The organism is Planktotalea sp., from assembly GCF_039984035.1.
Taxonomy (GTDB): domain Bacteria; phylum Pseudomonadota; class Alphaproteobacteria; order Rhodobacterales; family Rhodobacteraceae; genus Planktotalea.
Genome location: NZ_JBDWVM010000115.1, coordinates 1 through 26,276 on the forward strand (window position 1 = coordinate 1; position 26,276 = coordinate 26,276).

General features: G+C 53.6%; 19 protein-coding genes. 8 read left to right on the forward strand and 11 right to left on the reverse strand.

The window, feature by feature from the left end; genetic code table 11:
• From ABJQ89_RS05200 to ABJQ89_RS05225, 6 genes are all read left to right on the forward strand, one after another.
• Positions 1–1,516, forward strand: a 1,516-nt coding sequence (locus tag ABJQ89_RS05200) for a thioesterase domain-containing protein (protein ID WP_348495205.1), incomplete at its 5' end; no start/stop codon positions are given.
• Between the two features lies 1 nt (position 1,517).
• On the forward strand, positions 1,518–2,516 hold the full coding sequence (locus ABJQ89_RS05205) for a glycosyltransferase family 2 protein (protein WP_348495206.1): 999 nt from the start codon (positions 1,518–1,520) through the stop codon (positions 2,514–2,516).
• Complete coding sequence (locus ABJQ89_RS05210) at positions 2,516–7,009, forward strand: MupA/Atu3671 family FMN-dependent luciferase-like monooxygenase (RefSeq protein ID WP_348495207.1); 4,494 nt, start codon at positions 2,516–2,518, stop codon at positions 7,007–7,009. Before ABJQ89_RS05205 ends, ABJQ89_RS05210 begins: the two co-directional genes overlap by 1 nt.
• Positions 7,006–7,635 (forward strand): 4'-phosphopantetheinyl transferase superfamily protein, encoded by a 630-nt coding sequence (locus ABJQ89_RS05215; protein ID WP_348495208.1) that lies wholly within the window; start codon positions 7,006–7,008, stop codon positions 7,633–7,635. The genes ABJQ89_RS05210 and ABJQ89_RS05215 overlap by 4 nt, the downstream gene beginning before the upstream one ends.
• The gene (locus ABJQ89_RS05220) at positions 7,632–8,627 is read left to right on the forward strand and encodes a hypothetical protein (RefSeq protein WP_348495209.1); all 996 of its coding nucleotides are present in this window, start codon (positions 7,632–7,634) and stop codon (positions 8,625–8,627) included. The genes ABJQ89_RS05215 and ABJQ89_RS05220 overlap by 4 nt, the downstream gene beginning before the upstream one ends.
• 283 nt (positions 8,628–8,910) lie before the next feature.
• Positions 8,911–10,218: a chain-length determining protein gene (locus ABJQ89_RS05225; protein ID WP_348495210.1), complete on the forward strand. Its 1,308-nt coding sequence runs from the start codon at positions 8,911–8,913 to the stop codon at positions 10,216–10,218.
• A 32-nt stretch (positions 10,219–10,250) separates the two neighbouring features.
• Here the strand turns inward: ABJQ89_RS05225 and ABJQ89_RS05230 are convergent, their stop codons facing one another.
• The 6 genes from ABJQ89_RS05230 to ABJQ89_RS05255 all read right to left on the reverse strand — a co-directional run bounded on the left by ABJQ89_RS05230 (position 10,251) and on the right by ABJQ89_RS05255 (position 17,646).
• Positions 10,251–11,138: a CpsD/CapB family tyrosine-protein kinase gene (locus tag ABJQ89_RS05230; protein ID WP_348495211.1), complete on the reverse strand. Its 888-nt coding sequence runs from the start codon at positions 11,136–11,138 to the stop codon at positions 10,251–10,253.
• A 138-nt stretch (positions 11,139–11,276) separates the two neighbouring features.
• Positions 11,277–13,382: an NAD-dependent epimerase/dehydratase family protein gene (locus tag ABJQ89_RS05235; protein WP_348495212.1), complete on the reverse strand. Its 2,106-nt coding sequence runs from the start codon at positions 13,380–13,382 to the stop codon at positions 11,277–11,279.
• Positions 13,383–13,390: 8 nt separating this feature from the next.
• On the reverse strand, positions 13,391–14,362 hold the full coding sequence (locus tag ABJQ89_RS05240) for a glycosyltransferase (RefSeq protein WP_348495213.1): 972 nt from the start codon (positions 14,360–14,362) through the stop codon (positions 13,391–13,393).
• Positions 14,359–15,609, reverse strand: coding sequence for a glycosyltransferase family 4 protein (locus ABJQ89_RS05245; protein WP_348495214.1), 1,251 nt, complete (start codon positions 15,607–15,609; stop codon positions 14,359–14,361). Before ABJQ89_RS05245 ends, ABJQ89_RS05240 begins: the two co-directional genes overlap by 4 nt.
• Complete coding sequence (locus ABJQ89_RS05250; RefSeq protein ID WP_348495215.1) at positions 15,602–16,534, reverse strand: sugar nucleotide-binding protein; 933 nt, start codon at positions 16,532–16,534, stop codon at positions 15,602–15,604. The genes ABJQ89_RS05245 and ABJQ89_RS05250 overlap by 8 nt, the downstream gene beginning before the upstream one ends.
• Positions 16,522–17,646 (reverse strand): Gfo/Idh/MocA family oxidoreductase, encoded by a 1,125-nt coding sequence (locus tag ABJQ89_RS05255; RefSeq protein ID WP_348495216.1) that lies wholly within the window; start codon positions 17,644–17,646, stop codon positions 16,522–16,524. The genes ABJQ89_RS05250 and ABJQ89_RS05255 overlap by 13 nt, the downstream gene beginning before the upstream one ends.
• 176 nt (positions 17,647–17,822) lie before the next feature.
• On the opposite strand from ABJQ89_RS05255, the gene ABJQ89_RS05260 reads away from it, so the two are divergent.
• The gene (locus ABJQ89_RS05260; protein ID WP_348495217.1) at positions 17,823–18,569 is read left to right on the forward strand and encodes a WecB/TagA/CpsF family glycosyltransferase; all 747 of its coding nucleotides are present in this window, start codon (positions 17,823–17,825) and stop codon (positions 18,567–18,569) included.
• Here the strand turns inward: ABJQ89_RS05260 and ABJQ89_RS05265 are convergent.
• From ABJQ89_RS05265 to ABJQ89_RS05275, 3 genes are read right to left on the reverse strand one after another with little or no spacing between them, the layout of a single operon-like run.
• Positions 18,566–19,345 carry an SDR family oxidoreductase gene (locus ABJQ89_RS05265; protein WP_348495218.1) on the reverse strand — a complete coding sequence of 260 codons (780 nt, stop codon included), beginning with the start codon at positions 19,343–19,345 and terminating at the stop codon, positions 18,566–18,568. The genes ABJQ89_RS05260 and ABJQ89_RS05265 overlap by 4 nt on opposite strands.
• Complete coding sequence (locus ABJQ89_RS05270) at positions 19,342–20,877, reverse strand: GMC family oxidoreductase (protein WP_348495219.1); 1,536 nt, start codon at positions 20,875–20,877, stop codon at positions 19,342–19,344. The genes ABJQ89_RS05265 and ABJQ89_RS05270 overlap by 4 nt, the downstream gene beginning before the upstream one ends.
• The gene (locus ABJQ89_RS05275; RefSeq protein ID WP_348495220.1) at positions 20,874–22,868 is read right to left on the reverse strand and encodes an acyltransferase family protein; all 1,995 of its coding nucleotides are present in this window, start codon (positions 22,866–22,868) and stop codon (positions 20,874–20,876) included. The genes ABJQ89_RS05270 and ABJQ89_RS05275 overlap by 4 nt, the downstream gene beginning before the upstream one ends.
• A 129-nt stretch (positions 22,869–22,997) precedes the next feature.
• Between ABJQ89_RS05275 and ABJQ89_RS05280 the strand changes: the two genes are divergently transcribed.
• Entirely contained in the window at positions 22,998–23,489 is a 492-nt protein-coding gene (locus ABJQ89_RS05280; protein ID WP_348495221.1) for a serine acetyltransferase, read from the forward strand.
• Here the strand turns inward: ABJQ89_RS05280 and ABJQ89_RS05285 are convergent.
• Together ABJQ89_RS05285 and ABJQ89_RS05290 are read right to left on the reverse strand one after the other, a co-directional pair.
• Positions 23,486–24,763: a glycosyltransferase family 4 protein gene (locus tag ABJQ89_RS05285; protein WP_348495222.1), complete on the reverse strand. Its 1,278-nt coding sequence runs from the start codon at positions 24,761–24,763 to the stop codon at positions 23,486–23,488. The two genes, ABJQ89_RS05280 and ABJQ89_RS05285, sit on opposite strands and share 4 nt — an antisense overlap.
• The gene (locus ABJQ89_RS05290; RefSeq protein WP_348495223.1) at positions 24,764–26,161 is read right to left on the reverse strand and encodes a hypothetical protein; all 1,398 of its coding nucleotides are present in this window, start codon (positions 26,159–26,161) and stop codon (positions 24,764–24,766) included.
• Positions 26,162–26,276: the final 115 nt, after the last annotated feature.

Here is a 26,276-nt window from a genome sequence, read left to right on the forward strand (position 1 = left end):
AGCCGTGCGTTTTGACATTACCCTTTGTGCGCCAGCAGGAGAGGTTTGTGCAGAGATTGATGGCTTCTCGATCAAACGGATCGAGGATAGTGCGAGCCTTGCACAAAGCCCGCTGCCGCAAGCCAATGAAGTTGAGTTCGACGATGCTGGTACGGCGCAGCCATTATCACCGCCAGAAGAGCGCCTGCACCACAACATCAGCCAAGGTATTCGCCCTGAAGAAGGCGTTGTCGCCTTCGCGCGCGCGATGTCATTGGGTGTTCCGCAAATCACAGTGTCCTCGCTTGATCTGACTGCGCTAAAGGCGCAAAGCGCGCTTGATACCGCGCAAGAGGGCGAAAGCGCTGGGTTCGAACGTCCCGATTTGGACAGCGACTATGCGGCACCAGAAACAGAAGTTGAGCGCATGCTTGCGAGCATGTGGCAAGACCTTCTCGGCGTGTCCGATGTTGGTATCGACGATAGCTTCTTCGATCTTGGAGGGCATTCCCTGATCGCGGTGCGTTTGTTCGCGCAGATCAAGAAAGCCTATCGCATCGATTTCCCGATTTCGGTTCTGTTTGAAGCGCCCACTATTCGCAAAATTTCAGACTTGATCGAAGCGCAAATTGGTCCACAGGATGCAAGTGGCGATAGCCCCAAACCCAAAGCGCCAGAACGTCGATTTACCCATATTGTTCCAATGCACGAAGGCGCGGCAGGCGGCAAAACGCCTTTCTTCCTCGTGGCTGGTATGTTTGGCAATGTTCTAAACCTACGCCATCTTGCACATCTGCTCGGCGCGGATCGACCATTCTATGGGCTTCAGGCGCGCGGGCTCTATGGGGATCAAGAGCCACATCGCAGCATCGAAGACGCCGCGCGTGACTATATCTCTGAGCTGCGCGAAGTTCAGCCAGCTGGCCCTTACATGCTGGGCGGGTTTTCTGGCGGTGGCATCACGGCCTATGAAATGGCGCGCCAGTTGGAAGAGGCGGGCGAGCAGATCGATCTGATCGTCTTGCTCGATACGCCTTTGCCTGTGCGTCGTCCGCTCGAACCGATTGACCGTCTTTATATCCAAGCGGCAGAATTGAAGCGGGGTGGTTTGCTTTATCCTTTCCGTTGGATCGCGCGCCGCGTTGCTTGGGAGATTTCCAAACGCCGCCCATCAGAACTAGCACAAACGCAAGAGCACCAGTTTCACAATGCGGAAATTGAACAGGCCTTCTTGGAGGCAGTCGCGGGATATGATGTGCGATCTTGGAATGGTAATTTGCAACTGTACCGCCCGCCTCTCGTGGGCCATTGGACCGTGTCCGCCGGCAGGCAGGTGAACTCAGAGCGTGCTTATGTTCTCGATGACAATGATTGGACGCAACATGCGCCAAACGTGCAGGTGACAGAGGTCCCAGGTGATCATGACAGTATGGTGTTAGAGCCAAATGTGCGCGTTTTGGCGGCGCGTATGAAAGAGGCAATCGAAGCAGCTGAACAGCACCGTGAAGCGCCCCAAGATGCATTGGCGGCGGAATAACATGTCACGCATTTTGACGATCATCTTGAATTACAAAACTGCTGACATGACGCTGAAGTCGACAGCGGCCGCTCTGCGCGAAATGGATGGGATCGAGGGCGAGATTGTCATTGTTGATAACGCCTCGGACGATGGGTCGTTTGAAACGCTGAACGCCCAAGTCACGGCGAACAATTGGAGCCGCGTGCGCGTTGTTCAATCTCCTCGTAATGGCGGTTTTGGCGCGGGCAATAATGTAGGTTTACAGCTTGGTTTGTCGGATGGCAGCACGCCCGATTTCTACTACGTTCTGAACTCCGATGCCTTCCCGGACAAGGGCAGCATTTCCGCGCTTTTGGTCTATTTAGAGTCTCATCCCAAGGTTGGTTTTGCCGGCAGCTATATCCATGGACCCGAGGGTGATCCGCATTTGACGACCTTCCGGTTCCCCTCAATTTTGTCGGAACTGGAAGGCGCTGCTCGGTTCGGTCCGATCTCGCGATTGCTGCGGTCTAAACGTGTGCCAATTGATGTACCCGATCATACGAGAGAGGTCGACTGGCTCGCTGGTGCTAGCCTGATGATGCGCCGCGAGACGCTCGAAGAGATCGGCCTGTTTGATGAAACCTTCTTTCTCTATTTTGAGGAAACGGATTTATGCCGCCGCGCCAAGCTTGCAGGTTGGCCGACTGTTTTTGTTCGAAGCAGCGAAGTGACCCATATCGGATCGGTGTCCACTGGCATGAAAACTTGGGAACGTATGCCGCAGTATTGGTTCGATTCACGCTTGCACTACTTCACGAAGAACCACGGCTGGCTCTATGCGATTGTCGCGGTAAAGGCCCATGTGTTGGGCGGTCTGCTATGGCGCGCACGTCGCTTGCTGCAGCGCAAGCCAAAGGCAGATCCAGATCATTTTCTTCGGGACTTAATTGTGCATGACACACGCCACTTATTAGGTGCAAGAAAAACAATTCAAGAACCTCAATTAGGCGCTCGAGCTAGCGCCGGAGACGTATGATGAGTACCCCTGTAAGTGTGATCCTGATTGGTTCTGAAAGCCTGACGATTGAAGCGGGTCGTCAAATCCGCGCGCGCGGATACGCAATTCAGGCAGTTGTGACGCATAGTGCGGACGTACGAGCATGGGCAGCTATGGAAGGCCTAGATGTGTTAGGCTTCGGCGCAGGCCTCAGCAAACGTTTGGGCGCGCAAGTTGATTGGATTTTTTCAGTTGCTAACCTTGAAATGCTATCCGCTGAATTGCTGAAACTAGCAGTAAAAGGCGCGATCAATTTCCATGATGGTCCGTTACCACGTTATGCGGGTCTGAATGCGCCTGCTTGGGCGCTTTTGAATGGTGAAACACAGCACGGCATCACATGGCATTTGATCGAAGGCGGCGTCGATAAGGGACGTATTATCGCGCAGGAGCAGTTTGATATCCGCGCGAATGATACCGCCTTTACCTTGAATACCCGCTGTTTTGAGGCGGGCGTGCAGAGTTTTGCGCGTGTGTTGGATGCGATTGATGCGGGTGAATTGAATGCGCGCGATCAAGACCTAAAGCAGCGCAGTTATTTTGCTTTGGCTGCGCGGCCCGATACGCATGGGTTTATCGACCCATTACAAACATCGGCCGATGTCGCGCGCCTCGTAAAAGCGCTGGATCATGGTCCGTATTGGAATCCATTGTGCACCGCAAAACTGCGCGTTGCTGATACGATTTTGCATGTTGGCGGGGTTGAACAGGGGGGCGCAACAGCTGCTAAAGCTGGCACAATCCTGTCCATAGAGGAGGGCAGTGTGACGCTCGCGTGCGCGGATGGTTGCCTGAAATTTACAGAGGTTTTGGGTGATCTAGAATCGATCAAAGTGGGTGATATCGCGACGTTTGAAACGCTGTCACCTGAAACACAAGGCGCGTTGTTACAAGCGGCCAAAGCAGATGGGTATTGGCGCAAAGTTTTGGGCGCGATGAACCCAAGCACCTTGCCTTTGCAGCAGCTGCAAGAGCGCTCTGGTTGGCAATCTCTATTAATAGAAACGACACAGCCCAAGCAGCTGCGACACGCACTGTGCGTCCTCGGGGATCAGATGACCGGTGCGCCCAGTGATGTTGCATTGGCCATTCCTGCGCAGACGTCCTTGATTACCGGTTGGGTCCCGCTGCGCGATTTTGGTGCGCTTGAGAAAGCAATAGAACGCGGCGGTTTCACGCGCGACCTATTGGTGCGAGACAGCGCTCTAAATCAGATCAAACCGCCCGCTTTAGGTCTGTCAGACGATAGCCCGATAGACGGGACGGTCGTCACCCTTGTTGGGGATGTTTTGCATTTTGATAGGGCATTGCTCAGCGACGCGGCTGCAGGTCTGATCGCGGCACGTCTTGCCCATATCGCAGAGCATTTGGCTGATGGAGCCGCGCCCAAAGACATCCCTGTCTTGCCAGACAGCGAAACAAACTTGCTGCGCGGATGGAACCAGACGGATACTCCGTTTGCGGACACCTGCCTTGCCCAATTGATTGAGGTGCAAGTCGCAAAAACGCCAGAGTCAATTGCAGTCGTGGTTGAGGATCAAAGTCTGACCTACGACGCGCTGAACCGTGCTGCAAACAAGGCGGCGCATGTGTTGCGCGAGATGGGTGTTGGCGCGGATACTTTGGTCGGGCTCTACACGACACGCTCACTTGATATGCTGATTGGCGCTTTGGCCATAACCAAGGCAGGCGGCGCTTATGTCCCGCTTGATCCCTCCTATCCTGCACATCGATTGACGGGGTACTTGGAGGATAGCGCCGTCTCTGTGATCGTGACGCAAGATGCACTTGCGAACAGCTTGCCAGAACATGACGCGCAATTGTTGATCCTCGATACAGACGCGCGCCTTGAAAGCGCCGGTGATGAAAACCTTGCCCCAGTTGCTGGCCCTGACAACCTCGCTTATCTGATTTTTACCTCCGGCTCTACAGGTCGACCCAAGGGGGTGATGATTGAACATCGCAACCTCAGCAATTTCTTTGTCGGGATGGATGACCGCCTGAAACATGACCCTGCAGGCACATGGCTTGCGGTCACGTCGCTGAACTTCGACATTTCTGTGCTTGAGTTGTTCTACACGCTTGCACGTGGTTTCAAATTGGTCGTGACATCTGATGAAAGCCGTGCGGTTTTGTCCAATGGGCCGGTCATGCACTCCGATGCGGATATGGATTTTTCCATTTATTATTGGGGTAATGACGATGGGGCAGGCGACAAGAAATATGAGTTGCTTTTAGAAGGCGCCAAATTTGCTGACCAGAACGGGTTCTGCGCTGTCTGGACACCAGAGCGGCACTTTCACGCCTTTGGCGGCCCCTATCCGAACCCGTCTGTGACAGGCGCGGCGGTCGCTGCAATCACCGAAAATATTGGTGTGCGCTCCGGCTCATGTGTGGCGCCGCTTCACCATCCTGCTCGAATTGCCGAAGAATGGGCTGTGATTGACAACCTGACCAACGGGCGAGCCGGGCTTGCGATGGCGTCTGGCTGGCAACCGGATGACTTTGTGTTGCGCCCTGAAAATACGCCGCCTGCGAACAAACCTGCATTGCTCGAAACCATCGAAACCGTGCGCAGGCTTTGGCGCGGAGAGGCGGTTGAATTTTCAAAGGCCGACGGCAGCCAGCATGCTGTTGTCACGCAGCCGCGTCCGGTGAGCAAAGAAGTTCCTATTTGGGTAACGACTGCAGGCAATCCCGAAACATGGAAAGACGCAGGGCGCATAGGCGCGAATGTTTTGACGCATCTGCTGGGACAAAGCATCGATGAGGTCGCGGAAAAGATCACGATTTACCACGCCGCTTTACGCGAGGCGGGGCATGATCCTGCGGACTTCAAAGTCACGTTGATGCTGCATACATTCATTGCGGAAACGCGTGATATCGCTCGAGAGATAGCGCGCGAGCCGATGAAGGATTATCTGCGCTCTGCTGCTGGTTTGATCAAACAATACGCTTGGGCGTTCCCCGCGTTCAAACGCCCAGAAGGCGTGGATAGTGCATTCCAATTGGACCTAGGGTCGCTGGAAGAGGAGGAGCTGGAGGGCATCCTCGATTTCGCATTCCAACGTTACTTTGATGACTCTGGATTGTTCGGCACCGTTCAGGATTGCGCTGCAAAAGTTGATGCTCTTAAGCAAATCGGCGTGAATGAAATCGCTTGTCTCATTGACTATGGGATCGGCACTGAACAGGTTATGGAAGGTCTCAAGCCATTGGCGGAGGTTGTGCGCCAGTCGAGCACAAGACACGAATTGGCAGCGGATGATTTTTCCATCGCAGCGCAATTGGTGCGCCATAAAGTCAGCCATCTGCAATGCACCCCATCCATGGCCCGTATGATCTGCATGAACGATGAAGCACGCGGTGCCTTGTCGGGATTGGAAGAGATAATGATCGGCGGAGAGGCATTGCCGGGCGCTTTGGTTGCAGAGCTAAAGTCTGCCAGTTCGGCGACGATTACCAATATGTACGGCCCAACCGAAACGACGATTTGGTCTTCAACGCGTTTGGCAGAGGGGCAAGGAACTGTTCCGCTTGGCCAACCAATCGCAAACACGCAGTTTTATGTGCTCGATGAAAACGATGCGCTCTGCCCGATTGGCGCGGAAGGCGAGCTGTGTATTGGCGGTGAAGGCGTGACGCGGGGCTATTGGCAAAGGGAAGAGTTGACCGCAGAACGCTTTGTGACCAGCCCAGATGGCGGGCGTATGTATCGCACTGGTGATCTTGTGAAACGCACCGCCGAGGGCGAGCTTGAATTTCTTGGGCGGGTCGACAACCAGATCAAACTGCGTGGCTATCGTATCGAATTGGGCGAAATCGAAAGCGCGCTGGAGGCACAGGCTGGCGTGCGCCAAGCTGTCGTTGTTGCGCGTGAAGACACACCAGGGGATGTGCGCCTTGTTGGTTATGTCACGGGGGCGGGTCTTTCGGTCGAAGGGTTGCGCGCAGCGATGAAAGCCAAATTGCCGACGCATATGGTACCCTCAAACATCGTCGCGATAGATGCCTTCCCATTGACGCCGAACAAAAAGGTGGATCGCGGAGCCTTACCCGCGCCTACGCAGCCAAAACACGTAGAGCCAGTTGCGATAATCGCGCCGACAGAAACACCAAATGACACGGATGTTTCTGCGCAGATCGCAGCTATTTGGGGCAAGATTTTGGGAGTTAGTCAGATCGCTCCGAGTGACAATTTCTTTGATATTGGTGGCCATTCCCTGCTCGCGGTTCAAGCGCATCGGGAAATTCGCGATGAACTGGGTGCCAAAATCTCGATCACCGACATTTTCCGTTTCCCCGTGCTTTCTAGTTTGGCTGAACGTGTCGCTGCGAGCGGAGGCCAAGCGGTGAAACCTGTTGCCAAACCTGAAGCAAAAGTTGCTGAACCAACGGGAAGCCGCGCCGACAAGCGCGCAGATGCGATGGCGAAGCGACGTGCAATGCGCGCAGCACGGGTGCGCAAATGAGCGTGGAAACTGCCTTAAAAGATCTTTTACCAAAGACTGCGCATTTTGCGGTGCGCGATCCGAAGCAAACTTATCCATTGCTCGGGACAGAAAAGCATGCCGTCGCTCATGCGGTCGAAAAACGACGAACTGAATTTAGCGCGGGCCGTGATGCAGCGCGCGCAGCGCTGTCTCAACTTGGAATGGACGGCGTCGAAGTTCCCGTTGGTGAAAGGCGTGCACCGGTTTGGCCCGATGGCATCTGCGGCACGATCACACACAGCCGTGACATTTGTATAGCTGCAGTCGCTCAGAAAAGTGATTTTGCCTCGATAGGCATTGATGCGGAACGCGCCACCCCGCTCAAAGATGATCTTCGCTGCGCTATTTTGCATGACAGTGAGCTGCATGTTTCTGGTGCCAAGGCGATTGAGTTGTTCAGTATGAAAGAGGCGTTGTTCAAGGCGCTTTACCCCCTAACAGGGGAGTTAATGGGGTTTCATGCCGCAAAGAGCGATGATGCCGAAGCACTCATTTTGACACGTTGGGTTGGGAAATTTGCGCCTGCGACCCGCTTTGCCGTACCGACCCGTCATGTTGATGGTCACGTTATTTCGCTCTGCGCTGTTGAAAAGGATGTCGCATGATTGCTCGGGTTCTTGCCAAGTTTAAGCGCGCTGTTTGCGGCCGCCGTTTTCTCGGATCGGGTGCTCTTTTGCTGCTGCTTTCCGCGTGCGGTCTTGTGCGTTGTACGCCTGATCCATTGCCGCAGGCTGAATTCGACGCGCTTTACGAAGCGCCGCTGAGCGCCCCGAGCGAAGGTGCGCGCGTTTATCATTTGGGCCATTCGTTGGTGAACCGAAACATGCCTGAAATGTTGCGCCAAATGGCAGAGGCTGGCGGGTTTGCACATGGTTTTGAGAGCCAAATTGGCTGGGGCACACCGTTGAAATCCCACTGGGAGCCAAAGGAAGAGATATTTGGTTTCGAAAAAGAAAACGCACATGGCCGCTATCGCGATGTAAAACAGGCGCTCAGCAGCGGTGAATACGATGCGGTTGTGCTAACAGAAATGGTCGAAATCAAAGATGCCATCGAATATTTTGATAGCGCGGAATACCTGCACAAATTTGCCAAACTCGCTCGGGAAGGGCGCAGTGATGTGCGTGTCTATCTTTATGAGACGTGGCACAACGTAGATGACCCCGAAGGCTGGCGCACCCGGTTGGAGCTGGATCGAACGCGGTATTGGCAAGATGGCATTCTTCGTCCGGCTCTTGCGTTAGAGCCACCTCCGCTACCGATTTACGTGATTCCTGTCGGTCAGGTCTTTGCAGAGATTGCGCGGCAGATTGAGGCCGGAAAACTGGTCGGTTTGGACCGTGTTGAGGATCTTTTTGCGCGAAATGAGGACGGCACTCTAGATACGATCCACGTTGATCATTTGGGCAACTATATTTCCGCAATGACGCACTATGCGGTGTTGTATCAAAAAAGCGCTGTTGGTTTACCTAAAAGCGTCGCTTTGTTCGATGAGAATGAAGACTTTTCAATATCTTCGCCTGAACTTGCAAAACGCCTTCAAACCATTGTTTGGGAGGTTGTAATGCGTGATCCGCATGTTGGGTTTAAGGAATAAAAAAGCGAAACAGTCAGCGCCCATTGTTTCCGTCCAATTAAGACAAAAACATGGCAAAATTGGCGATTTTGCGGTATGAAAATCCCAGACGTTTCGGCTGCCACCGATTCCGTGGGGGACTTTGTTGGCAGACCTTTTCGAGGTTTGCAGCAATGGCGGGGTGTGTGCCCCGTGTGCGATGACGTCAAGTTGGCAGACGATATTGGTATGTTGAAGAGCCGTTGAAACGGCTTTTGCATGGAATAAATAGTAATGGCCGTCTGTTGGGCTGAGGAGAGTTGGTTTGGATCAGATCAGAACCGTTGGTGAATTTATCGGTGTTATTAAACGCCGTTTCTTTCTTATGGCCTTGATTGTCTGCCTCGGGACATTGGGCGCGATTTACTATGCGCTGAAGCAACCCAGCCTCTATGAAACACATGCCGCTTTGCAGATTGAAAGTGCCGCTGTGGCAAGCCAAGGCGCAGGGCAAAACGTGCTGAGCAATGGCGCTGCCCATCGTTTGACGTTGATCGAACAACGCTTGATGGCGCGTGATAGTCTTGTCCGCGTTGTTGAAAAGCTTGAACTTTTCTCAGGTGGCGCGCCAATTGCGCTCAATGACAAGGTCGACGCGCTGCGCCGCTCTGTGCAAATCGTTCAGATCAAAGATGGCGCGCAAGCATGGCAGCCGAACATCACACCTTCTGGTATGTTGATCACTGTTCGCATGGGTGATCCCGTGGTTGCCGCGAAGGTTGCCAATGAATTCCTCGGTTCTGTCCTAGAGGAAAATCGCAAACGCAAAGAAGAGCGGACCGAAGGCGCGCTGGCATTCTTTACCAACGAAGAAGAACGCATTGGTGCGGATATTCTCAAGGTCGAAGAAGAAATTGCGCTGTTCAAAAGCGCCAACTCAGACGCTTTACCAACCAGCATGGCCTCGCAACGTGATCAACTAGGAACTTTGCGTGAAACGCAGCTTGAAATTGAGCGGGAGATCATCGCGATTTCCAGCAATACCTCTCGTCAGAGACAGTCGGTGGTTGACCAACAAGTGGCCCGTCTTGAAGAGCAACGCAGCCTCATCAATAAACGCATCTCCCGTACCGAGACCATCATCAGCGCCGGTCCCGAAGTGGAACGTGAGCTGGGTGCGCTTAGCCGTCGTTTACGTCAACTGCAGGATCAGTACAGCGTAATCACGACGGGCCGCGCCGAAGCGGAGATGGGGCAATTGCTTGAAACGGCTGATCAATCTGAACGTTTTGTGGTTCTCGAAACCGCGCTTGTGCCTGAATATGCAGTTTCACCAAGCCGGAAAAAAATCGCAATGCTTGGCTTTATTGGCAGCGGCTTTTTGGCCTGTTTGGCCGCACTCGGCCTTGAGATGATGAACCCTGCTATTCGCACCAGTGCGCAACTTGAGCGCCAATTGGGTTTGCAGCCAGTCGTTTCTATTCCCTATGTGCGCACAACATGGCAACAACGTCGCCGTAAACTGGCGTGGATCGCCGGTTTATTGGCTGCTGTAATTGCAGTCCCAGTGTTCTTTCGCTCTATTTTGGACAAGGGTCTGGGCAATCTCTTTAACAGAGAAGCAGAAAGCTAAGCGGGCGCATCTCACCCGACTTAACTTCAAAATCAGTAGCTATAGTGGCTGATTGATAGACCTTCGGCCTTGTTCAGGATGACACCTAACAAAGGTTTGTCTTCTCCGAAGCGTCGCTTGAGTTCGCGAATTTCATTAGCCTTAGTCGTGCCGCCGCCAACGACCAAAAGCACCGCATCGTAGTGCTCCCGAAAGGCCATCACATCATCATGATAAAGGGCAGGGGGCATGTCGTAGATGACGACGTCCGGTTCAAGCTCATTCTCCATCCGCATCACCGCATCCGTAGTAGCGGCAGATCCGAGCATTTCGGACGCGAAAGGTTCGCGCTCGTTATTGAGGCCAAATGCAACATTTGACCCAATGTTCAGCATGTTCTGCCCCATGCGTTTAAAATGATTAGCGACAGAAGATTTTCCACGTAGGAAATCGCCCATAGTGCCGGGGTCTTCAACACCTAGCAAAGGCGCGACAGACGGATTTCGTAGATCGACATCCATCAATACGGTGCGCAGTCGTTCTTGCCGCGAAAGGCTTATAGCGAGGTTCGTTGAAATGAACGTTTTGCCGCAATCTTTTGTAGGCGATGTAATCACAACACGGCGCCAGCCTTGTTCGGATAGGCCGTGAATGAGACGGGTCCGCAGAACATCAAACGCGACATGCGCGGGGTTATGACGGCTCGCGCTGATCACGCGGTTCTTTTCAAGATGATCCTCCAAGACAGGAATGCTGTTAAGACGATCCCATGCATTTGGCGCTGGCTCTTGAACAGGTTGCGTGTTCATCGGCTTGATCAGGCGGCGACGCATCTCGGCAGCTTCGGTTTCAGACAAGCGCATGCCACCGCCGGAAAACCGACGGCGTTTACCCGTGCTCTGCGTGTCTGCATCCAGCGAACTGGAATTGGTCTTACTCATAACCGATGCTCGTTTTATTTATTGCGCACTCGAAACAATGAGCGCTTTTCAGTCGATATATCTAAGAAAGTTGGGCCAAATCATGTCGGTTCAAGGGGCAAGGCGTGGTATTTGGTGCAACTTGTTGTGACTAGTGACTTAGTAACCTAGTAAATTCGCTTCAACGATCCCTTTGCGAATAAATACATCGCGGTCCGTTTCTGGCGTCCAGTCAAGCATAGCCTTGCTTTGCGCATTATCAAAGGGGCTGAAATGTGCACGTGATTTCCAGTCCATCAGCGAAGGACGTAGAACACCATGGCGGCGCAGCGCATGTTTCTTGAGCACATATTTTATGGCATCAACACCCCAGAATATTGTCGGGTTGCCGCCCTTTACTTTGACGCGCGCGCCAAGCGCATCGTAGATCGCGTCGAAATATTCTCTTGCGGTAAATTGAATGTCGCCGACAAGGTTGAAAGATTGGCCAATTGCGTCAGGCGCATTGCCCATACGCACCAGCCCTTCGCTTACATCTTCGATCAGGACAAAGGGTAATTTGTTGCGGCCCGCGCTCCAAAGGCGCACTGCGCCCGCACCGTGCCAGCGGCCAATGCCCCAATGCTGCAAAGGACCACCCGCGCCAATCACGATCCCCGGACGTGCAATTGTCAACGGCAAGCCGCGCGAGCGGTGCATGTCCATGAGTTGACGTTCGCATTCCGCCTTTGAGCGCGCATATAGATTGCGATCGCTCATATCATCGCCAAAACCAGCGCTTTCGCGAATGGTTACATTTTCATCTGACATATCGTAGGAGGCAATAGTGCCGGTGTAGACCAGACGTTCAACGTCAGCCTCCAGCGCAGCCTCTGCAATAGTCACCGCAACGCCCACATCGTTTTGCAAGCATAGCTCCCAGGTCGTATCCATAGATTTCGCGAGGTTGTAGACCACTTTGATGCCCTGCATTGCGCGAACCAATGCAGCCTTGTCTTTGAGATCGACACCAACCACTTCAACCTGATCAGGCAGATCAGGAAATGGCCCACGCGTGCCGCGGGAAATCACACGCACGTCGTTCCCTTTGCTGACCAAAGTGCGTGTCAAATGCGCACCAATAAAGCCCGTGCCGCCGATAACCATGACATCTGGCTTGGGTGTGCGGGTTTGCTTGGGGTGCCTATGTGTCTCGACGCCGTGTTCAGGCAGGCGATCAATCACCTGTTGCATTCCGTCCATGACTTTGATGCCGCTAGCAGCATTGTAGCGCGGATCGATCTCAGTCTCTTTCGCCAGCGCGTCATAAAAGGCTGCGGTAATTCCCAAGAAACTAAGTCCATAAGCAGACTTCCTGTTCAAAGAGAGGGTTTGACGGGTGGCATTCACAAGCCCCTCACGAAGGTGACCGAAGGATTGTGTCAGTTGGTTCACCAGCGGATTGACGATCAAATCCGACGCATTTTCTGAACGGACGACAAGCGCGTCAGCCGCATAGTCGTAGTGTGCCAGACCGTTCGAGCCGCGCAGAGTAAGCGAGCGATCATCTAGCGTTTCGACGGTGCTTAAGTTGAATGTAATGTCCACATGCCCAGCACGCGCGAGAATGCGCCAGCTTTGATGACGCGTTGCACCACCGGGCATCTGCGTGGGATGGCTAAGTTGCACATCTTGCACGTCAATCTCGCCAAAGAGATCGACAGCAAAGGCGAAGAGATGCGGGGCAAGTTCCAGCAGTAGGTTTTTAGGTTCACGCAGAAGCCAGAGACCAAAAGGGCCAGAGCGTAGCGGCGCGAGCGGGAAGCACCAATTGAATTCAGCCCCGCTGATGCGGCCAATTTTGCCAGCTTTTCGCAGCGTCTTTAGGCGTTCATATCCGGGTAGGCTCAGAAAATTATGACCGACTGCCAAAAGGCTGCCACTTTCGTCAGAGGCCTTCGCCATCGCGCGCATTTCATCGGCAGAGACAGCGACAGGTTTTTCAACAAGCACAGCAATACCCGCGCGTAGCGCTTTTTCAGCAAGGTCTGCGTGCAAATTTGGGGGCGTCAAAATATGAACCGCATCAACTTTTCCCGAGGACAAAAGCGCGTCTACGTCGGTAAACACCTCCGCGCCGCGCGGTTCAGCCAAATCGCGCGCTGCGCTTTCTGACAGATCGCAAACCGCAGCAAGCTCAACACCGTGTGTTTGTTTGATAGCATCCGCATGCCATGTCGCAATGTAACCAGCGCCGATAATGCCAGCGCGCAATGGGGTACTCATAAATCGTCCTACTTATATTCTATGAGACGCATCGCGCGTCCTGTTCGTTTGCGCCAATGATAGCGGATCATGCCCAACATATTGGGCAGTTTTGACAGGGACAGCAGCCCTGTGAGTTGAAATAACAATGGGGTTTCGATGACGCCCTCTTTTCGCAGACCGAGCAACGTGCGTCCGTAAGAAACCCCGTATGCAAGGACCACAAGAAGGAAGAGTTTCCATGAAAAAAAGAAGCCTAGCATCGCCAATAAAGGTAAGATTCCGCCAAAGAGAATGACGCGTTTGCGCTCGGGCGCAAAGTATCCTTCGTGCAAGTCTGCGACCTGTGCAAATCCGTGCCCAGACCGTTCTGCGCGTTTCCACCATTCGCCAAAGTGCAGCATATCTGCGTCGTGGATCGTCATTTGCTCAGGGATACGAAGCAGGCGCCAACCTGCTCCTGCGAGACGTTGACAGAACTCGTCATCTTCGGCGGCAATAACCGTTGGATCGAACCCGTCTGCGTCATCAAATGCGGCGGCCCGCACCATCATATCGCCGCCGCAGGCTGCAATAGGGCCAGCAGGGCGATGCCATTCCAGATCGCACAGGGCGTTATAGATTGAATTGTCAGGAAATAACTCACGTCGCCAGCCTGTGACCAATCCCAGCTCAGGGGTGATCTGCAGTTGCGCGCTCGCCTTTGCGATCCAATCGGGTTCAACGCCGCAATCCCCGTCTATGAACTGGACGAAGTCGCATGGCGCAATTTCTGCGAGGGCTTCGAAACCTTCGTTGCGTGCGCGCGCGGCGGAAAAGGGCATGCTCGTATCCAGCTCGACCACATTCAATCCCATTGAACGGGCGAAACTGACGCTATCATCTTCTGAACCGCTATCGACGTAAACCAAATGGGCCACTTGCGGCGCGAGGCTTTGAAGGCAACGTTTCAAACGCGCTCCTTCATTGCGACCGATGACAACTGCTCCAACAATGCTCATGGTGCATTCCTCACCGGTAGAGATACATCTGGATCAACATAGCCATTTAAGAGTTCTGCGAGCCAAATGGTTTCATGCGCGATATTGAACGCATGGCTCACCTTTTGGCGTCCCGCTTTGCCCATTTCAGTGGCCTTTTCTGGATCGCTTAAAAGGGCGTCGATTGCGGCGCTCAGCGACGCGCTATCGCCAGCATGAGTCAGAATCCCGTGTGTGCCATCTTCAACCAGCTCAGGAATACCTGCGACATGTGTCGTGATAACGGGAACTGCTGCAGCCATAGCTTCCATCAAAGAGACGGGCACACCTTCCGCGAAACTGGGCAGAACAAAAATGTCTGTCTTTGCGAGGGTTTCTGCGACCTCTGTTTGGCTTTTGTAGCCGACGAAATCGACGATTTTGCCAAGGCCCAACTCAGTTGCACGGGCCTCAAGCGCCGCGCGTTCAGGTCCGTCACCAATCAATGTGACCTTTAGTTCTGGATGGGTCTCGCGAAGGGAGGTAAGCGTGTCCAGTAAAACTGGTACGCCTTTGACGCCGGCCAACCGTCCAACAAACAAAAGATGTTTACCACGTTTGCGCGCCGTGGGCGTGTAGCGATCAGGTTCGATGCCGCAATGTACGATATGTAGTTTGCGCCAATCGGCTTGGTCAGAGAAATTCATCGCCTGCGCGCGGCAAAAATGACTGATGCAGGACACAAAACGCGTCGATGCGATCTTTGCATCAAGCCGCCAGCGATGCGGTTCAAAAAAGATATCAGGGCCATGCAATGTGAAGCTATAGGGTATGCCGCTCAGACTGCTGGCCAGCATTGCAACGGTGCAAGACGCCGTCGCGATGTGATTGTGTAGATGTGAGATTCCACGATTTTGCATATGTTGAGCCAACACGCCTGCCTCTGCAAAATAGATCATCTGATAAAGCGCGGCTTTTGGACCGGGCGCACGAGTACGCCATGCGTCTAGCAATGCACGTCCATACCTGCGGGGATTTTGGCGCAATAGGTTGAAATGAGATTTCAAAAGATGCGCGGGGTTTTTAGCCGCCTCAAGCACATGGAACGTGTTCGCCGCTTCTTTGCGTTGCTCGTCGCCGACATGATGGCTCGCGTCTGTGCGTCGGATGGAACAGGTTTGCACATCGAGACCAAGCAAGCGCAGACCCGCGATCTCACGTTGGATAAACGTATCGGTCGCGCGGGGGTATTCGCCCGTCAAATACGCGATGGAACCTACTTTAGTCATGCTGAAGTGCCTGTGCCATAAGGGTCTCGAAGGAAGGCTGTTCGTCGTCGCCAAAAACCGCTCGCATCAAGGTGTTGTCGTAGCCAAGCGGTTTCATTCGAGCATGCAAAACCTTGCGATGCAGCAGGCCTGGGCGCGTGCGCCAAAAGGATAAGACTGCGCCGCACGCCGCGAAAATTTGCCAAGGCATTGGGATGATAAGCTTGGGCCAGCCAGATTTGCCAAGCGCGGATAGGAAACGAACGCGATCTGGTAGGTCCGTGTCGAGCACGTTCACAGCACCGCTGGTACGTTCGACTGCCGCACGTACTGCGATCTCAGCCGTGTGCGCCACATGGGACAACGGTATTTGCCCACGCCGAGCGAGCCGTAGCAAGACGGGGCCAATGCCAATTCCAAGATGCGCGTTCATAACGCGATCTTTGCCATATATCGCACCAACACGTAGAATGCTGGTGTTTGGAACGGCGGCGGCAACGATGTTTTCCTGTTCGAGTTTCGCGCGCACATATCCGTCTCGCAGTTCAGGAGCTGTTTCTATCGGTGTATTTTCTGTGACAATGCCACCGATCGAAAGTGCGGCAAAATCGTAAACAGTGATGGAGCTGATCAAGACCAAATGTGCATCCAGGGCATTTGCCACAGCGCAGATGTTTTTCGTTGCAGGCAGGCTTGAACGTTGGTGTAGCTCCCAATCACTGCTCATTTCAGAAGCAGCGTGAATGATCGCATCTGCGCTTTTAATTTGCGCCAGCAACGCTGTGTCGGCGCTGTCCGCAGAAAGGTCTTGAATAATGCCGTTAGTGCCACTGCGAATGATTTTCGTCACCTGACAGCCTTGCGCCTCGGCGGCGGTGACAATTGCACGCCCAAGATAGCCAGCTGCGCCTGTCACGACAATATGCGGAGCCGTTACATTGCCCATGGCATCGGCTCCATCAGTGCGCAGCTTGTGCGCATTTCTTGAACACCGCGCGTGCGGCCAGCGTTTTGAATCGCCAGCGTTACCTCGTTTAAGTGAAGGGCAAAGTCGCCCGCCAAACGCGGCGTGCGACCTGCTTCAACCGCGTCTTGCATTTCCATAGGCCCCAGTGCGAAATTCATCTCAGCCGCGCCCCAACGTTTGACCTTTGGATGCGTCTCTTGGCCGAGTTTTATGCGCTTGCCGATGGGGTTTTCCAGCAAACGACGACGCAGAACCATCCGTTTGTGAAAGCGTACAGGGGCGGAGTTGGCCCATGCTTTCTTCACGCTCAAAACACCGGAATCGCCGATCATTTGAATCTGATGATTGTGCGGCGCAGTAATCGAACAAGTCAGGCGCACGGGCGGACCACCTCGTTCAAAGAAAAGCGTCGCTGTGGAAAAATCTGCGGTGCCATTGGCGCCAGGCTTATTCGGGATCGTCTCGGTCGAGGCTGCGATTACCTCGCGAACGGGGCCGAACATCGCGATCAGCCAACTGAGATAATAACCGGCATGTTCAAGGGTACAGCCCACATGGAACTCATCCTCAAACGGCCATGGCGCGCCACTTTCGCTTTGCCAATCTTTGTAGGGCGCTTGGGGTATAAATCCGTCATCAAGCTCTGCATAGATCAAGCGAATGTCGCCAGCCTGCCCATCGCGCACGGCCTTTGCCAGTGTTTGCGCGGCTTCACCGAGAACAGAGCAGGGGGCAGAGGCTAAGTGCAACCCATTCTGCTGTGCGAGGTCTTGCAGCTCTTCTGCCTCGGCCATGTTCAAAGCGAGCGGTTTCTCGGAATAGGCATGATGGCCAGAATTCAAAATAGCGCGGTTCACGGGAGAATGGGCGCTGGGGTTGGTCAGGTTTAAAACGACACTGCCTTTTGGCAGTCCACTAAGTAGCGCGTCTTGAGATTGCGCCGCTTCAAGTTGCCAATATTCGCAGAACTGGGTCAGGCGCGCAGCATTCGTGTCAAAGACCCCCGCGATGCGAACGGCGGGAAAACTGGCGAACGAGCGCATGTAGAGATCGGCCACAAAACCGCACCCGATGATCGCTATATCCGTCATTCCAATCACCCGAAATTCACTGGTATCTATCTACCACTTTGGGCTATGCATTCACCACCCAAACATGGCCAATATTTGACGAATTGCTCAAAAATGGCGTTGCACGGTAACAATTCTGGCGCATTTTGCAGTCAGGACACGAACAACAGTTCAAGAGTAGTGAAAAGAGGGTTTTCGTGCGGTTAAGAGGCAAATATTTCGCGGTCGATATTAACGTGCCGACTCATGCCGCCTTGATGGCCATCGTGAAAACGAGCTTTGAACACAGGCAGGGTTTTGCGCTGGCGACGATCAACTTGGATCATGTCACCAAACTTGAACGCGAGGAGAGCTTTCGCATGGCCTATCATGCGCAGGATCTAGTCGTTGCCGATGGAAATCCAATCGTTTGGGTCTCGAGGCTTGCAAAATCGCCGGTCGAGTTGATGCCGGGGTCTGAATTGGTCGTTCCGCTGTCGCAACTTGCAGCCGATATGGGCGTTTCCATAGCGCTGATTGGCAGCTCTGATGAATCGCTAAGAGCTTCTGGCGAAGCGCTTAAAGCCGCTGCGCCGGGCTTGGATATCGCCTATGTGCATGCGCCTGCCTATGGGTTTGATCCGACAGGGGACGCCGCCCGCGATATTCTAAAGAATTTGGATGCGAGCGGTGCGCAGCTTGCCTTCCTTGCACTTGGCGCTCCAAAGCAGGAACTCTTCGCGGCACTTGGTCGCTCGCTTGCTCCAGAAGTCGGATTTGCATCCATCGGTGCGGGTTTAGATTTTCTGTCCGGCGCACAAATACGCGCACCGAAATGGATGCGTGATTTAGCGTTAGAATGGTTGTGGCGACTGGCAGGAAATCCCCGCCGTTTGTTCGGCAGATATGTACAAAGTGCGCTTGCTTTTCCAAGCTTGGCTTTCCACGCCTTCCGGCACCGCTAAATCGGTGTGATGATCCGTGGTTTCTGAGGGCGGCTGAGCGTCAACAGTGCCTTTAGCTTACGTTTCAAACCGCTGCCTTGGAGGATTTCCCGATCCATTTCGAAGGTGGTTCCCGTCAAAGCAGGATCATGCATAAGCGCTAATGCGGCGCCCCATCCCGCGGCGGCATCAGGCGCAAGCCCGTCTTCGATCCCCATCTGTGTCGCGAGCATGCCCGGCATCCAATCCCCGACAACGATATCTGGGAAACGATCACCGATATCCGCGATCAGCGCGCGTGTGAAAATGCGTGCCGCACCTTTGGAAACGCTATATTCGCTGCTCATCGGAAGGGGCGACATATCGGCGAAGGTCGCAACATTCAAAATGCGCCCAATCCCGTCTTTAATCATGTGGGGCAGAACCGCTTGCGTCGCGTTGACCACGCCGCCCAAATTGATCGCGATACTGTCCATAAAGGCGTCCGTAGGTATATCGAGAATATCGCGTCTTGGGTAAATCGCGGCGTTGTTGATAAGTAGGCGGGGCGCGCCAAGATCAGTTGTGATTTGTGCGACTGTCGTAGTGACGGCGCTCGCATCCGCCACATCACAAACAAAGGGATGCAACAACTCCGGCGTGGCGCGCGCGGTTTCAATAAGCGATGGCTCTCTGCGCCCGAGCAACGCGACATGCATGCCCTGATTTGCCAGCTTGTGCGCGAGTGCGCGCCCGAGACCTGATCCTGCGCCTGTCACGATTGCGGCGCCATTTCGAATAATGTGATCCGCTGTCATGAACGCGCCTCTTTCAATAAATGGTGGCCAACGCGAATGGCATTAGCCGCAATCGTGAGCGATGGATTCACCCCAAACGACGTTGGCATAAAGCTGCTATCAACGACCCAAAGATTGTCGTGATCATGGGCCTTGCAATTCGGGTCGAGCACTGAAGTTTCGGCTTCGGTGCCAAAACGGAGCGTGCCGCAAGGATGTCCAAAATTCAACTCTGGCTGCATTGATAAGAACATTTTCCGATGCCCGCGAAAGGCGCGGCGGATTGCCTTGCGAAATGCCCTTCGCCGCGCCTTGAGTTCGGGCGCCAGAACATACTCAATCGACAATTGCTCTGGCCGTGCGGGGTCAAAGATAACCCGGTTTTCAGGATAGCCGTAATCTTCGAGCAAGCCGACAAGCACCTTGGCACTGCCGAGCATTTTGACCGCAACGGCGGCAGGAATTCGGGCAAGATCCATAATCAAGGGGACACGCGATAACGCTGATCGCGTTAGCATGAGGCGCAAGTAATGCAGAATTTCGCCATAGCCGGCACCGATACCCATGCTTTGAACTGTCCCAAAACGTGTTGCGTCCTGATGATACAAATCACGGAGCGAAATCGCTTTGCTTGTGGCATCACCGAGCACTTTTTTCTTGGGCCAGAGCGCGAACATTTCATTGAGGTGAAACATGAGATTTCGCCCGACGAGTCCACTGGAATTTGCGATGTCCGATTTCAGCAAAATATGCGCTGAACCAAGAGCGCCGCCTGCAAGAATGACGCGCTTTGGCGAAAGGCGATACTCAACGCCACTGCGACAGAGCGTGATCTCGGTGATCGTGCGCCCATCGCGTTTCAAATCAACGACTTCGGCATCATCCAAAACAAAAGCGTTTCCAGTAGCGAGGGCAGGCTCAACACCTGCGGAGCGGCCATCCATCTTGCAGGGTTTGGGACATTTCGATCCAAGACAATCATGACAGTTTTCAACATACCGGATCGCGGAATGTAGGCGATAGGGATGCAGGCCAATGGCGCGCATTTCGCCCATCAACGCGTCATCGCTAGGGTCTAACGCCGGGGGCGGTAAGAGTTCGGGCATTGGTTCTGCAGAAAGCGGATCAGGTGCGCCGCAGACATGGAACATCTTTTCCGCTTCATCATACCATGGCTGCATCGTATCGAAACTGATCGGCCATTCGGCATGGGGGTGATCGTCCATATCGTGACGCTCAGGACGTTCAAGTGTAGCCGCATAAAAGGCAGAGCTGCCACCGACGCCAGCACCAATTGGCGCAAAGAACTCGCTTTCACGATTGTCGATTTTCGCGCGCAACGGCGTTGGCCAAAACCCTCTCAGTGCACGCGCATCCGGGGTGAAAACATGGCTATGCAACGCTTGTCGTTCACTGCGATGCCCCGACGGCCCCTTTTCGATGAAGAGGACCCGCCAACCACCAGTCGCAAGAACGCGCCCGATTGTGCCGCCGCCCATACCAGTCCCGATGATGACCGCATCCCAGTCTTGATTCAGATAGTCTGTCGTCATTGGCTTGTGCCTCTGGCGAAGACTTCTGTGAACAATTCTCTAATCCGCAAAGCGGCGGAATTGACGATATGATTGTTGTCGAAATATTGCGCTTTGCCCTCATGCAGCGCTGAACAGGTCGCGCTATCGCAGAAATACGGGATTGGATCGAGAAGGGTTGCACCTGTTTCAGCCACGGATTGAAAGGCCTCTCGCAGGGGTGTAGATCTCGCATCAACCTCTGATCGGGCGGCGATGGTCGCATTGTTTAAGTCGATTTCTGAAAGACGGTTTCCTGCCAACGCGCGCGCAATTTGTCGGGAATCGTAGCGCCCGATTTCGGGAATTGGTGCGAGCAAGAACACCTCAGTACCGACCTCTTCCAATGCATCGATGCTGGCAACCAAACCTTGCGCAATTTGCTCACTTTGATTGCCACTCGTCTCTCTCACCTGAGCGCTAATTTTGTTACTCTCATCCAAGCCTATGCCGCCGCCATTCGCATAATAACCCCAGCGCCCGACCAAAAGCACTGTATCAAACGGTTCCTGTTTGAGCGCAGTTTCGATTTGAGTGTTCGCTGAGCTGCAGGCCGCATCCTGCGCAGGCGTTGCGGATGTTTCGTCTTTGATCAGCCCAAATATTGGGGCACATCCCGCGCGCCAAATTAGCAGGGCAGGGGCGCTGGCCTCATAGGCTGCTAGCTCTAGACCTTCTTTCAATGCCCGCACATGGCTGTCGCCCCAGACAAGTATTTGGGGTTCGCCCTCTGGCCCAATCGGACAAACCTCAAGGCCTTCAAATGGTCCTGAAACAGGTACAGTGCAGCGTGACCAGTCTTGCAAAAAATCCGCCGAAGCATCGATGTGCGTGCGCAAAGGATCAGAAAACCGTTCGATCATTCCGTCTTTGATAAACACGACGCCGCCTACGCCGACGAGCGCGCCGCTAACCAAGGCGGCCGCGCCAAATGTGGGCCATGGTGATAAGTTTGACCGTCTGAAAGGCCGCTCGATAAAGCGCCATGATAGGTAGGCAAGAGCGAAGCTCAGAAGCAGCCAGAATGCTGTTTCTAAGCCATTTGAATAGCCGCCACGATAATAGCTGGACAGAGTCAGAACGGGCCAATGCCAAAGGTATAGCGAATAGGAAATCAACCCAATCGCAACAGGCCATTTCTGGCTAAGCGCGCGATTGACCGGATTGTCGTGCTGCCCATTTGCGATCAACATAACCGTCCCCAACACAGGGCCAATCGCATGCCACCCCGGGAATTGCGCACTTGCGGGGATCAAGGCGATACTCACAAGAATAAGGATCAGCCCAACCCAGCTCAACGCACCGTTTTGAGGTAGGGTGCGCCGCTGGCTTTCGATTGCAAGTAAAACGCCAGCTAGCAATTCCCAAGCACGGAAAGGGAAAAGATAAAAAGCAGCGGGTTGCGAGCGGGTCGTCATCCAGATGCAAGCAATGAGCGACACTGCGAAAGAGACCCAAAGTAGCGCGCGCAGCCCCAAAGGTTTACGCAGCAAAAGCACCATTAGGATCGGTAGAACGATGTAAAATTGCTCCTCTACCGAGAGCGACCATGTGTGCAGCAGAACCTTGTCTTCGGAGGCGCTGTCGAAATAGCCCGCTTCACGAAAGAAATTTACGTTCGATAAATAGACCGTCGCGGCGATCAGTGATTTACCGAATTCGCGAAACTCAAAGGGCAGAAGGACAATGTAGCCGACGATCAAGCTGGCCATGGCCATTGCGACATAGGCTGGCGCAAGTCGTTTGATCCGGCGCATGTAGAAACGTTTTAGACTGATCGCACCGTTGCTTTGCCCCTCGCGCCAGAGCAATCCACCAATCAAAAACCCAGAAATGACAAAGAAGATATCAACGCCGACAAACCCGCCTTGCAGGCCAGTAATCCCGAAATGGTAAAGCACGACAGCCAGCACAGCGATGGAGCGTAGGCCGTCAATTTCTGGGCGATAATACAGGGGCGTGTGGGTACTCATAAATGCAGTCTAACAAGGGTAAACAGGAACGTCTCGGATCATTTGCAAGGGCTTTGTGGCGAATTCATGGAAGGGGTTTCGAAAGCCGCGTCAAAAGCATAGTTTGTGGGTGAAGGAATGGAGCCGATAATGCAAGAAACGAGCGACCTTAATGTTTCGGCGACGGAGCCAGATTGGAGCCGCGAAGCGGTGACGCAGTTTTGGCAACCTGGTCAAAAGCTGCTCCGTTCAGTGCGCCGTTATCAAGCGGCCAAGGTCCGTGGCGGTGTGATTGCTAAATTGGTGTGTAAACGCTGGGCATTATCGCATCTGTTTTGGTCAACCGTGACGCAAAGCGAAATTCATCTGAACACAGAAATCGCAGGTGGTTTACGTTTGACCCATCCAACAGGAATTATCATTCATCCTGATGCGAAGATCGGGCCTAACTGTATGATTTTCCATCAAGTCACGCTTGCAGGCGCTGTTGAGCTAGGCGGTCATGTGGACATTGGCGCTGGTGCGAAACTGCTTGGGCCACTCAAAGTTGGCGATCACGCCCGCATTGGGGCGAATGCCGTGGTCACAGGCGATGTTGAAACAGGGCAAACCGTTGTTGGCATCCCTGCACGTGCGATCTAAGTGTCGAAAAACTGTGGTGCAGGAGCATCGTCGCTGAGCCATTGATAGGTCTGAAGCACCTGTTCGGCTTTGCGCTCCCATGTGAAATGGCTTTCCACACGCGCTTTTGCCGCGACGCCCATCGTTGCGAGCGAACTGCGATCCTTGCAAAGCGCATCTAGCTCTTTGCGAAAGCTGGCGACAATATCGTCACGGTTGCCGATAGGGACTTTTAACCCCCATTCGCTTTTCACCAATTCAGCAGGCCCTGCATAGTCAACGATCAAGGGGGGCACGCCGAGCGCCATCGCTTCCAAAACCACGCCGCCGCCAAATTCGCGAATGGAAGGGAAGGACAGCAAATCGCACGTTTTCAGAACGGATTGCACGTCTTCATGGGCCATCCAGCCGCGCCAATGCACGCCCTTTGAATGCGCGGCTTTGAGCGGTTCCAACATCGGACCATCGCCAATCATCTCGATCTCAAGCGCACCGCTTTCGAGCAAGGGTGCAGCGGCTTCCAATAACATGTCTGGCCCTTTGTAAGGGACCATGCGACCGATGAAACACGCGCGCAGCGGGCCGCCTTTTTCTGGTTGAGCCATGCCCGGGAAACGGGTTGGATCAATACCGTTTTCAGGCATGTAAACGCATTTATCTTGAAATTTTTCAGGGATTTCGCTGGCCGTATGTCGTGAGCCAGTCAGGATCGCGCTTGCATGGCGCAATGTTGCAGTGCGTCCGGGCATCGCTTTGTAAGCAGAGCGTAGATAAGACAACCATTCGCGTTCCCGTCTGCGCTCCGCATCAAAACCTTTCGGCCAAGGAACGCCGCCATTGAGCGGGCCAAGTACAAAAGGAACTCCAGCGCGCGCGCATTTCTTGGCAAGGGGGCTGCCAATTGTTGGGCTCAGTGGTGTAACGCGATGCACGACGTCATAGTCGCCAGCTTTGATCGCTGGGCCGAATTGCTTCCAAATAAGACGTTCGAAATAGGGGTAACTGATTGCATTGATCAACTGGACCGTCGTCCAGCCCTTGCCATCACCCATGCGGAGCTTTTCGCCAATCGTCCAAAGAGGGCGTGCAAAGGTTTCGGAATCAATGGCAGTAAAATCGACACCTTCAGTAAGACCCGCGCGCAAGAATGCATCGCGGTTACGAATTTGCGTAATGATATGCGCATCGCATTTATTCGCGATCGCGGTCGCCAAGGACCAACCGACCAAAGGCACGCTCACCCATTCAGGGTTGGCAGCTTCAGCAATGATTAAAACGCGAGGGGACTTGCGCATTTAGAGAACGGTCCGCCATTGAAAAGGTTCCATGCCGGGCGTGCGCGCAATACGCTCGGCCCTGAGGCTCTCTGCATAACCAAGTAAGGCCCCCGAGAAAAGCCAAGTGAGCGGCGTGAGCGTCGCATTGGGGATCATGTCTAAAACATTGATCGCAAGCAAAAGCGTAATCGCGCCCGCATAGGGCGTGATCTGAGAGCCAAAGCTCGGTTTGGCTTCTCGCCACATCATAAAGATGGGCAATGTCAGCAGTCCAAATTCTGCGAGGAAACCAACCCAGCCATAAACACCAATCGCGATGATCCAACGCCCATCGGTCACGGTCATAATGATGCCACTGACCGGATCGAGGATATGGTTACGCCCCCAACTGCCCCAACCAAAGAGCGGTTTGAGCATGGCGCGTTCCATGAGGATGATTTCGTTGTCAAAGCGGAACTTAAGCGATGCGGAGCGATCTTGGTCAATTGCAGCGGCCTGATCGAGCATCCATTGCACGGGCACCACATCAAAGCCCTTGAGCAAAGGATAGCCAACGGCCAAGGCGCCAATCAAAGCGGCGATCTTGATCTGCGCGTTGCGCTTGAACATTAGGATAATTGGGATCAGCAAAACTGCAAAGATAAGCGATCCTAGAGATTTACAAAGCACCAGAACCACCAACATGTAAGCGCCCGCGATATAGGCCCTTAGTTTTTCTTTGCCCGCTTCTGCCTTAGCAATCGCGAGCGCGGAAATGACGACCATCATAGCAAACAATGCGACCCAAAGGCCGTGGTAAAGGAAGACGAGTGGACGATAGCCACCGAAACGGATTGATTGCCCAAAGACGTGTTGGAAGTATCCGTAAATCCATGTGTTGAGCTGCGGGCTAAGGCGTACTTCGATCAACATGAGCACTGAATAGGCCAAGCCACTGAAGACAAAGACCTTCAGAATTTCTTTTTGACTTTGTGCATCCACTAGGAACTTGCGGGCAATCAGAAACGGAATGACTGTGATGAACTGAAGCATACACAGGGCAATCATGTCCGTTGTTCCAAGCCCTCTAATCCCGACTCGTCCATAGAAAACAGGTTCGCCATTGGTTAGAACTGTGAACATTGGGCTGAAAATAAACACCGCCAGTGCGAGACGGGGCAGCATCGTGTCGGGCAAAAGCGATCCACGATGGCCGTACATGAAGAAACAGATCACGAAGACCGAAAGGCTTGGGATCGTATCTTTGTTGAATGCAGGTAAAAGCGGAAAATCGAAACCAGCAGGGGGCGGTGGCAGGATCAAATAGCCGGCGACAATCGCCCAGATGAAAGCTTTTTCAACAGGCAAGCGTCGAAACATCACCAAAGTGACGAAAGGCCAAAAGGCTAGCATCGCATATGCAATGATATTTGGCATAGTGTTTCACGCTCGTTCAAAAGCCAGCTTTTGCTGGTGATTTCGCCCTTTATACTATGGAAAAAGCGGCGACACTATGTCGGGTATATGAAACGCAAGCGAACGTGATCTATTT

What these genes read in the sequence shown, in the direction of transcription:
- ABJQ89_RS05205 (WP_348495206.1), top strand. Translation starts at nt 1,518, where the DNA reads ATGTCACGCATTTTGACGATCATCTTGAATTACAAAACTGCTGACATG.
- ABJQ89_RS05210 (WP_348495207.1), top strand. Translation starts at nt 2,516, where the DNA reads ATGAGTACCCCTGTAAGTGTGATCCTGATTGGTTCTGAAAGCCTGACG.
- ABJQ89_RS05215 (WP_348495208.1), top strand. Translation starts at nt 7,006, where the DNA reads ATGAGCGTGGAAACTGCCTTAAAAGATCTTTTACCAAAGACTGCGCAT.
- ABJQ89_RS05220 (WP_348495209.1), top strand. Translation starts at nt 7,632, where the DNA reads ATGATTGCTCGGGTTCTTGCCAAGTTTAAGCGCGCTGTTTGCGGCCGC.
- ABJQ89_RS05230 (WP_348495211.1), bottom strand. Translation starts at nt 11,138, where the DNA reads ATGAGTAAGACCAATTCCAGTTCGCTGGATGCAGACACGCAGAGCACG.
- ABJQ89_RS05235 (WP_348495212.1), bottom strand. Translation starts at nt 13,382, where the DNA reads ATGAGTACCCCATTGCGCGCTGGCATTATCGGCGCTGGTTACATTGCG.
- ABJQ89_RS05240 (WP_348495213.1), bottom strand. Translation starts at nt 14,362, where the DNA reads ATGAGCATTGTTGGAGCAGTTGTCATCGGTCGCAATGAAGGAGCGCGT.
- ABJQ89_RS05245 (WP_348495214.1), bottom strand. Translation starts at nt 15,609, where the DNA reads ATGACTAAAGTAGGTTCCATCGCGTATTTGACGGGCGAATACCCCCGC.
- ABJQ89_RS05250 (WP_348495215.1), bottom strand. Translation starts at nt 16,534, where the DNA reads ATGGGCAATGTAACGGCTCCGCATATTGTCGTGACAGGCGCAGCTGGC.
- ABJQ89_RS05255 (WP_348495216.1), bottom strand. Translation starts at nt 17,646, where the DNA reads ATGACGGATATAGCGATCATCGGGTGCGGTTTTGTGGCCGATCTCTAC.
- ABJQ89_RS05265 (WP_348495218.1), bottom strand. Translation starts at nt 19,345, where the DNA reads ATGACAGCGGATCACATTATTCGAAATGGCGCCGCAATCGTGACAGGC.
- ABJQ89_RS05270 (WP_348495219.1), bottom strand. Translation starts at nt 20,877, where the DNA reads ATGACGACAGACTATCTGAATCAAGACTGGGATGCGGTCATCATCGGG.
- ABJQ89_RS05275 (WP_348495220.1), bottom strand. Translation starts at nt 22,868, where the DNA reads ATGAGTACCCACACGCCCCTGTATTATCGCCCAGAAATTGACGGCCTA.
- ABJQ89_RS05280 (WP_348495221.1), top strand. Translation starts at nt 22,998, where the DNA reads ATGCAAGAAACGAGCGACCTTAATGTTTCGGCGACGGAGCCAGATTGG.
- ABJQ89_RS05285 (WP_348495222.1), bottom strand. Translation starts at nt 24,763, where the DNA reads ATGCGCAAGTCCCCTCGCGTTTTAATCATTGCTGAAGCTGCCAACCCT.
- ABJQ89_RS05290 (WP_348495223.1), bottom strand. Translation starts at nt 26,161, where the DNA reads ATGCCAAATATCATTGCATATGCGATGCTAGCCTTTTGGCCTTTCGTC.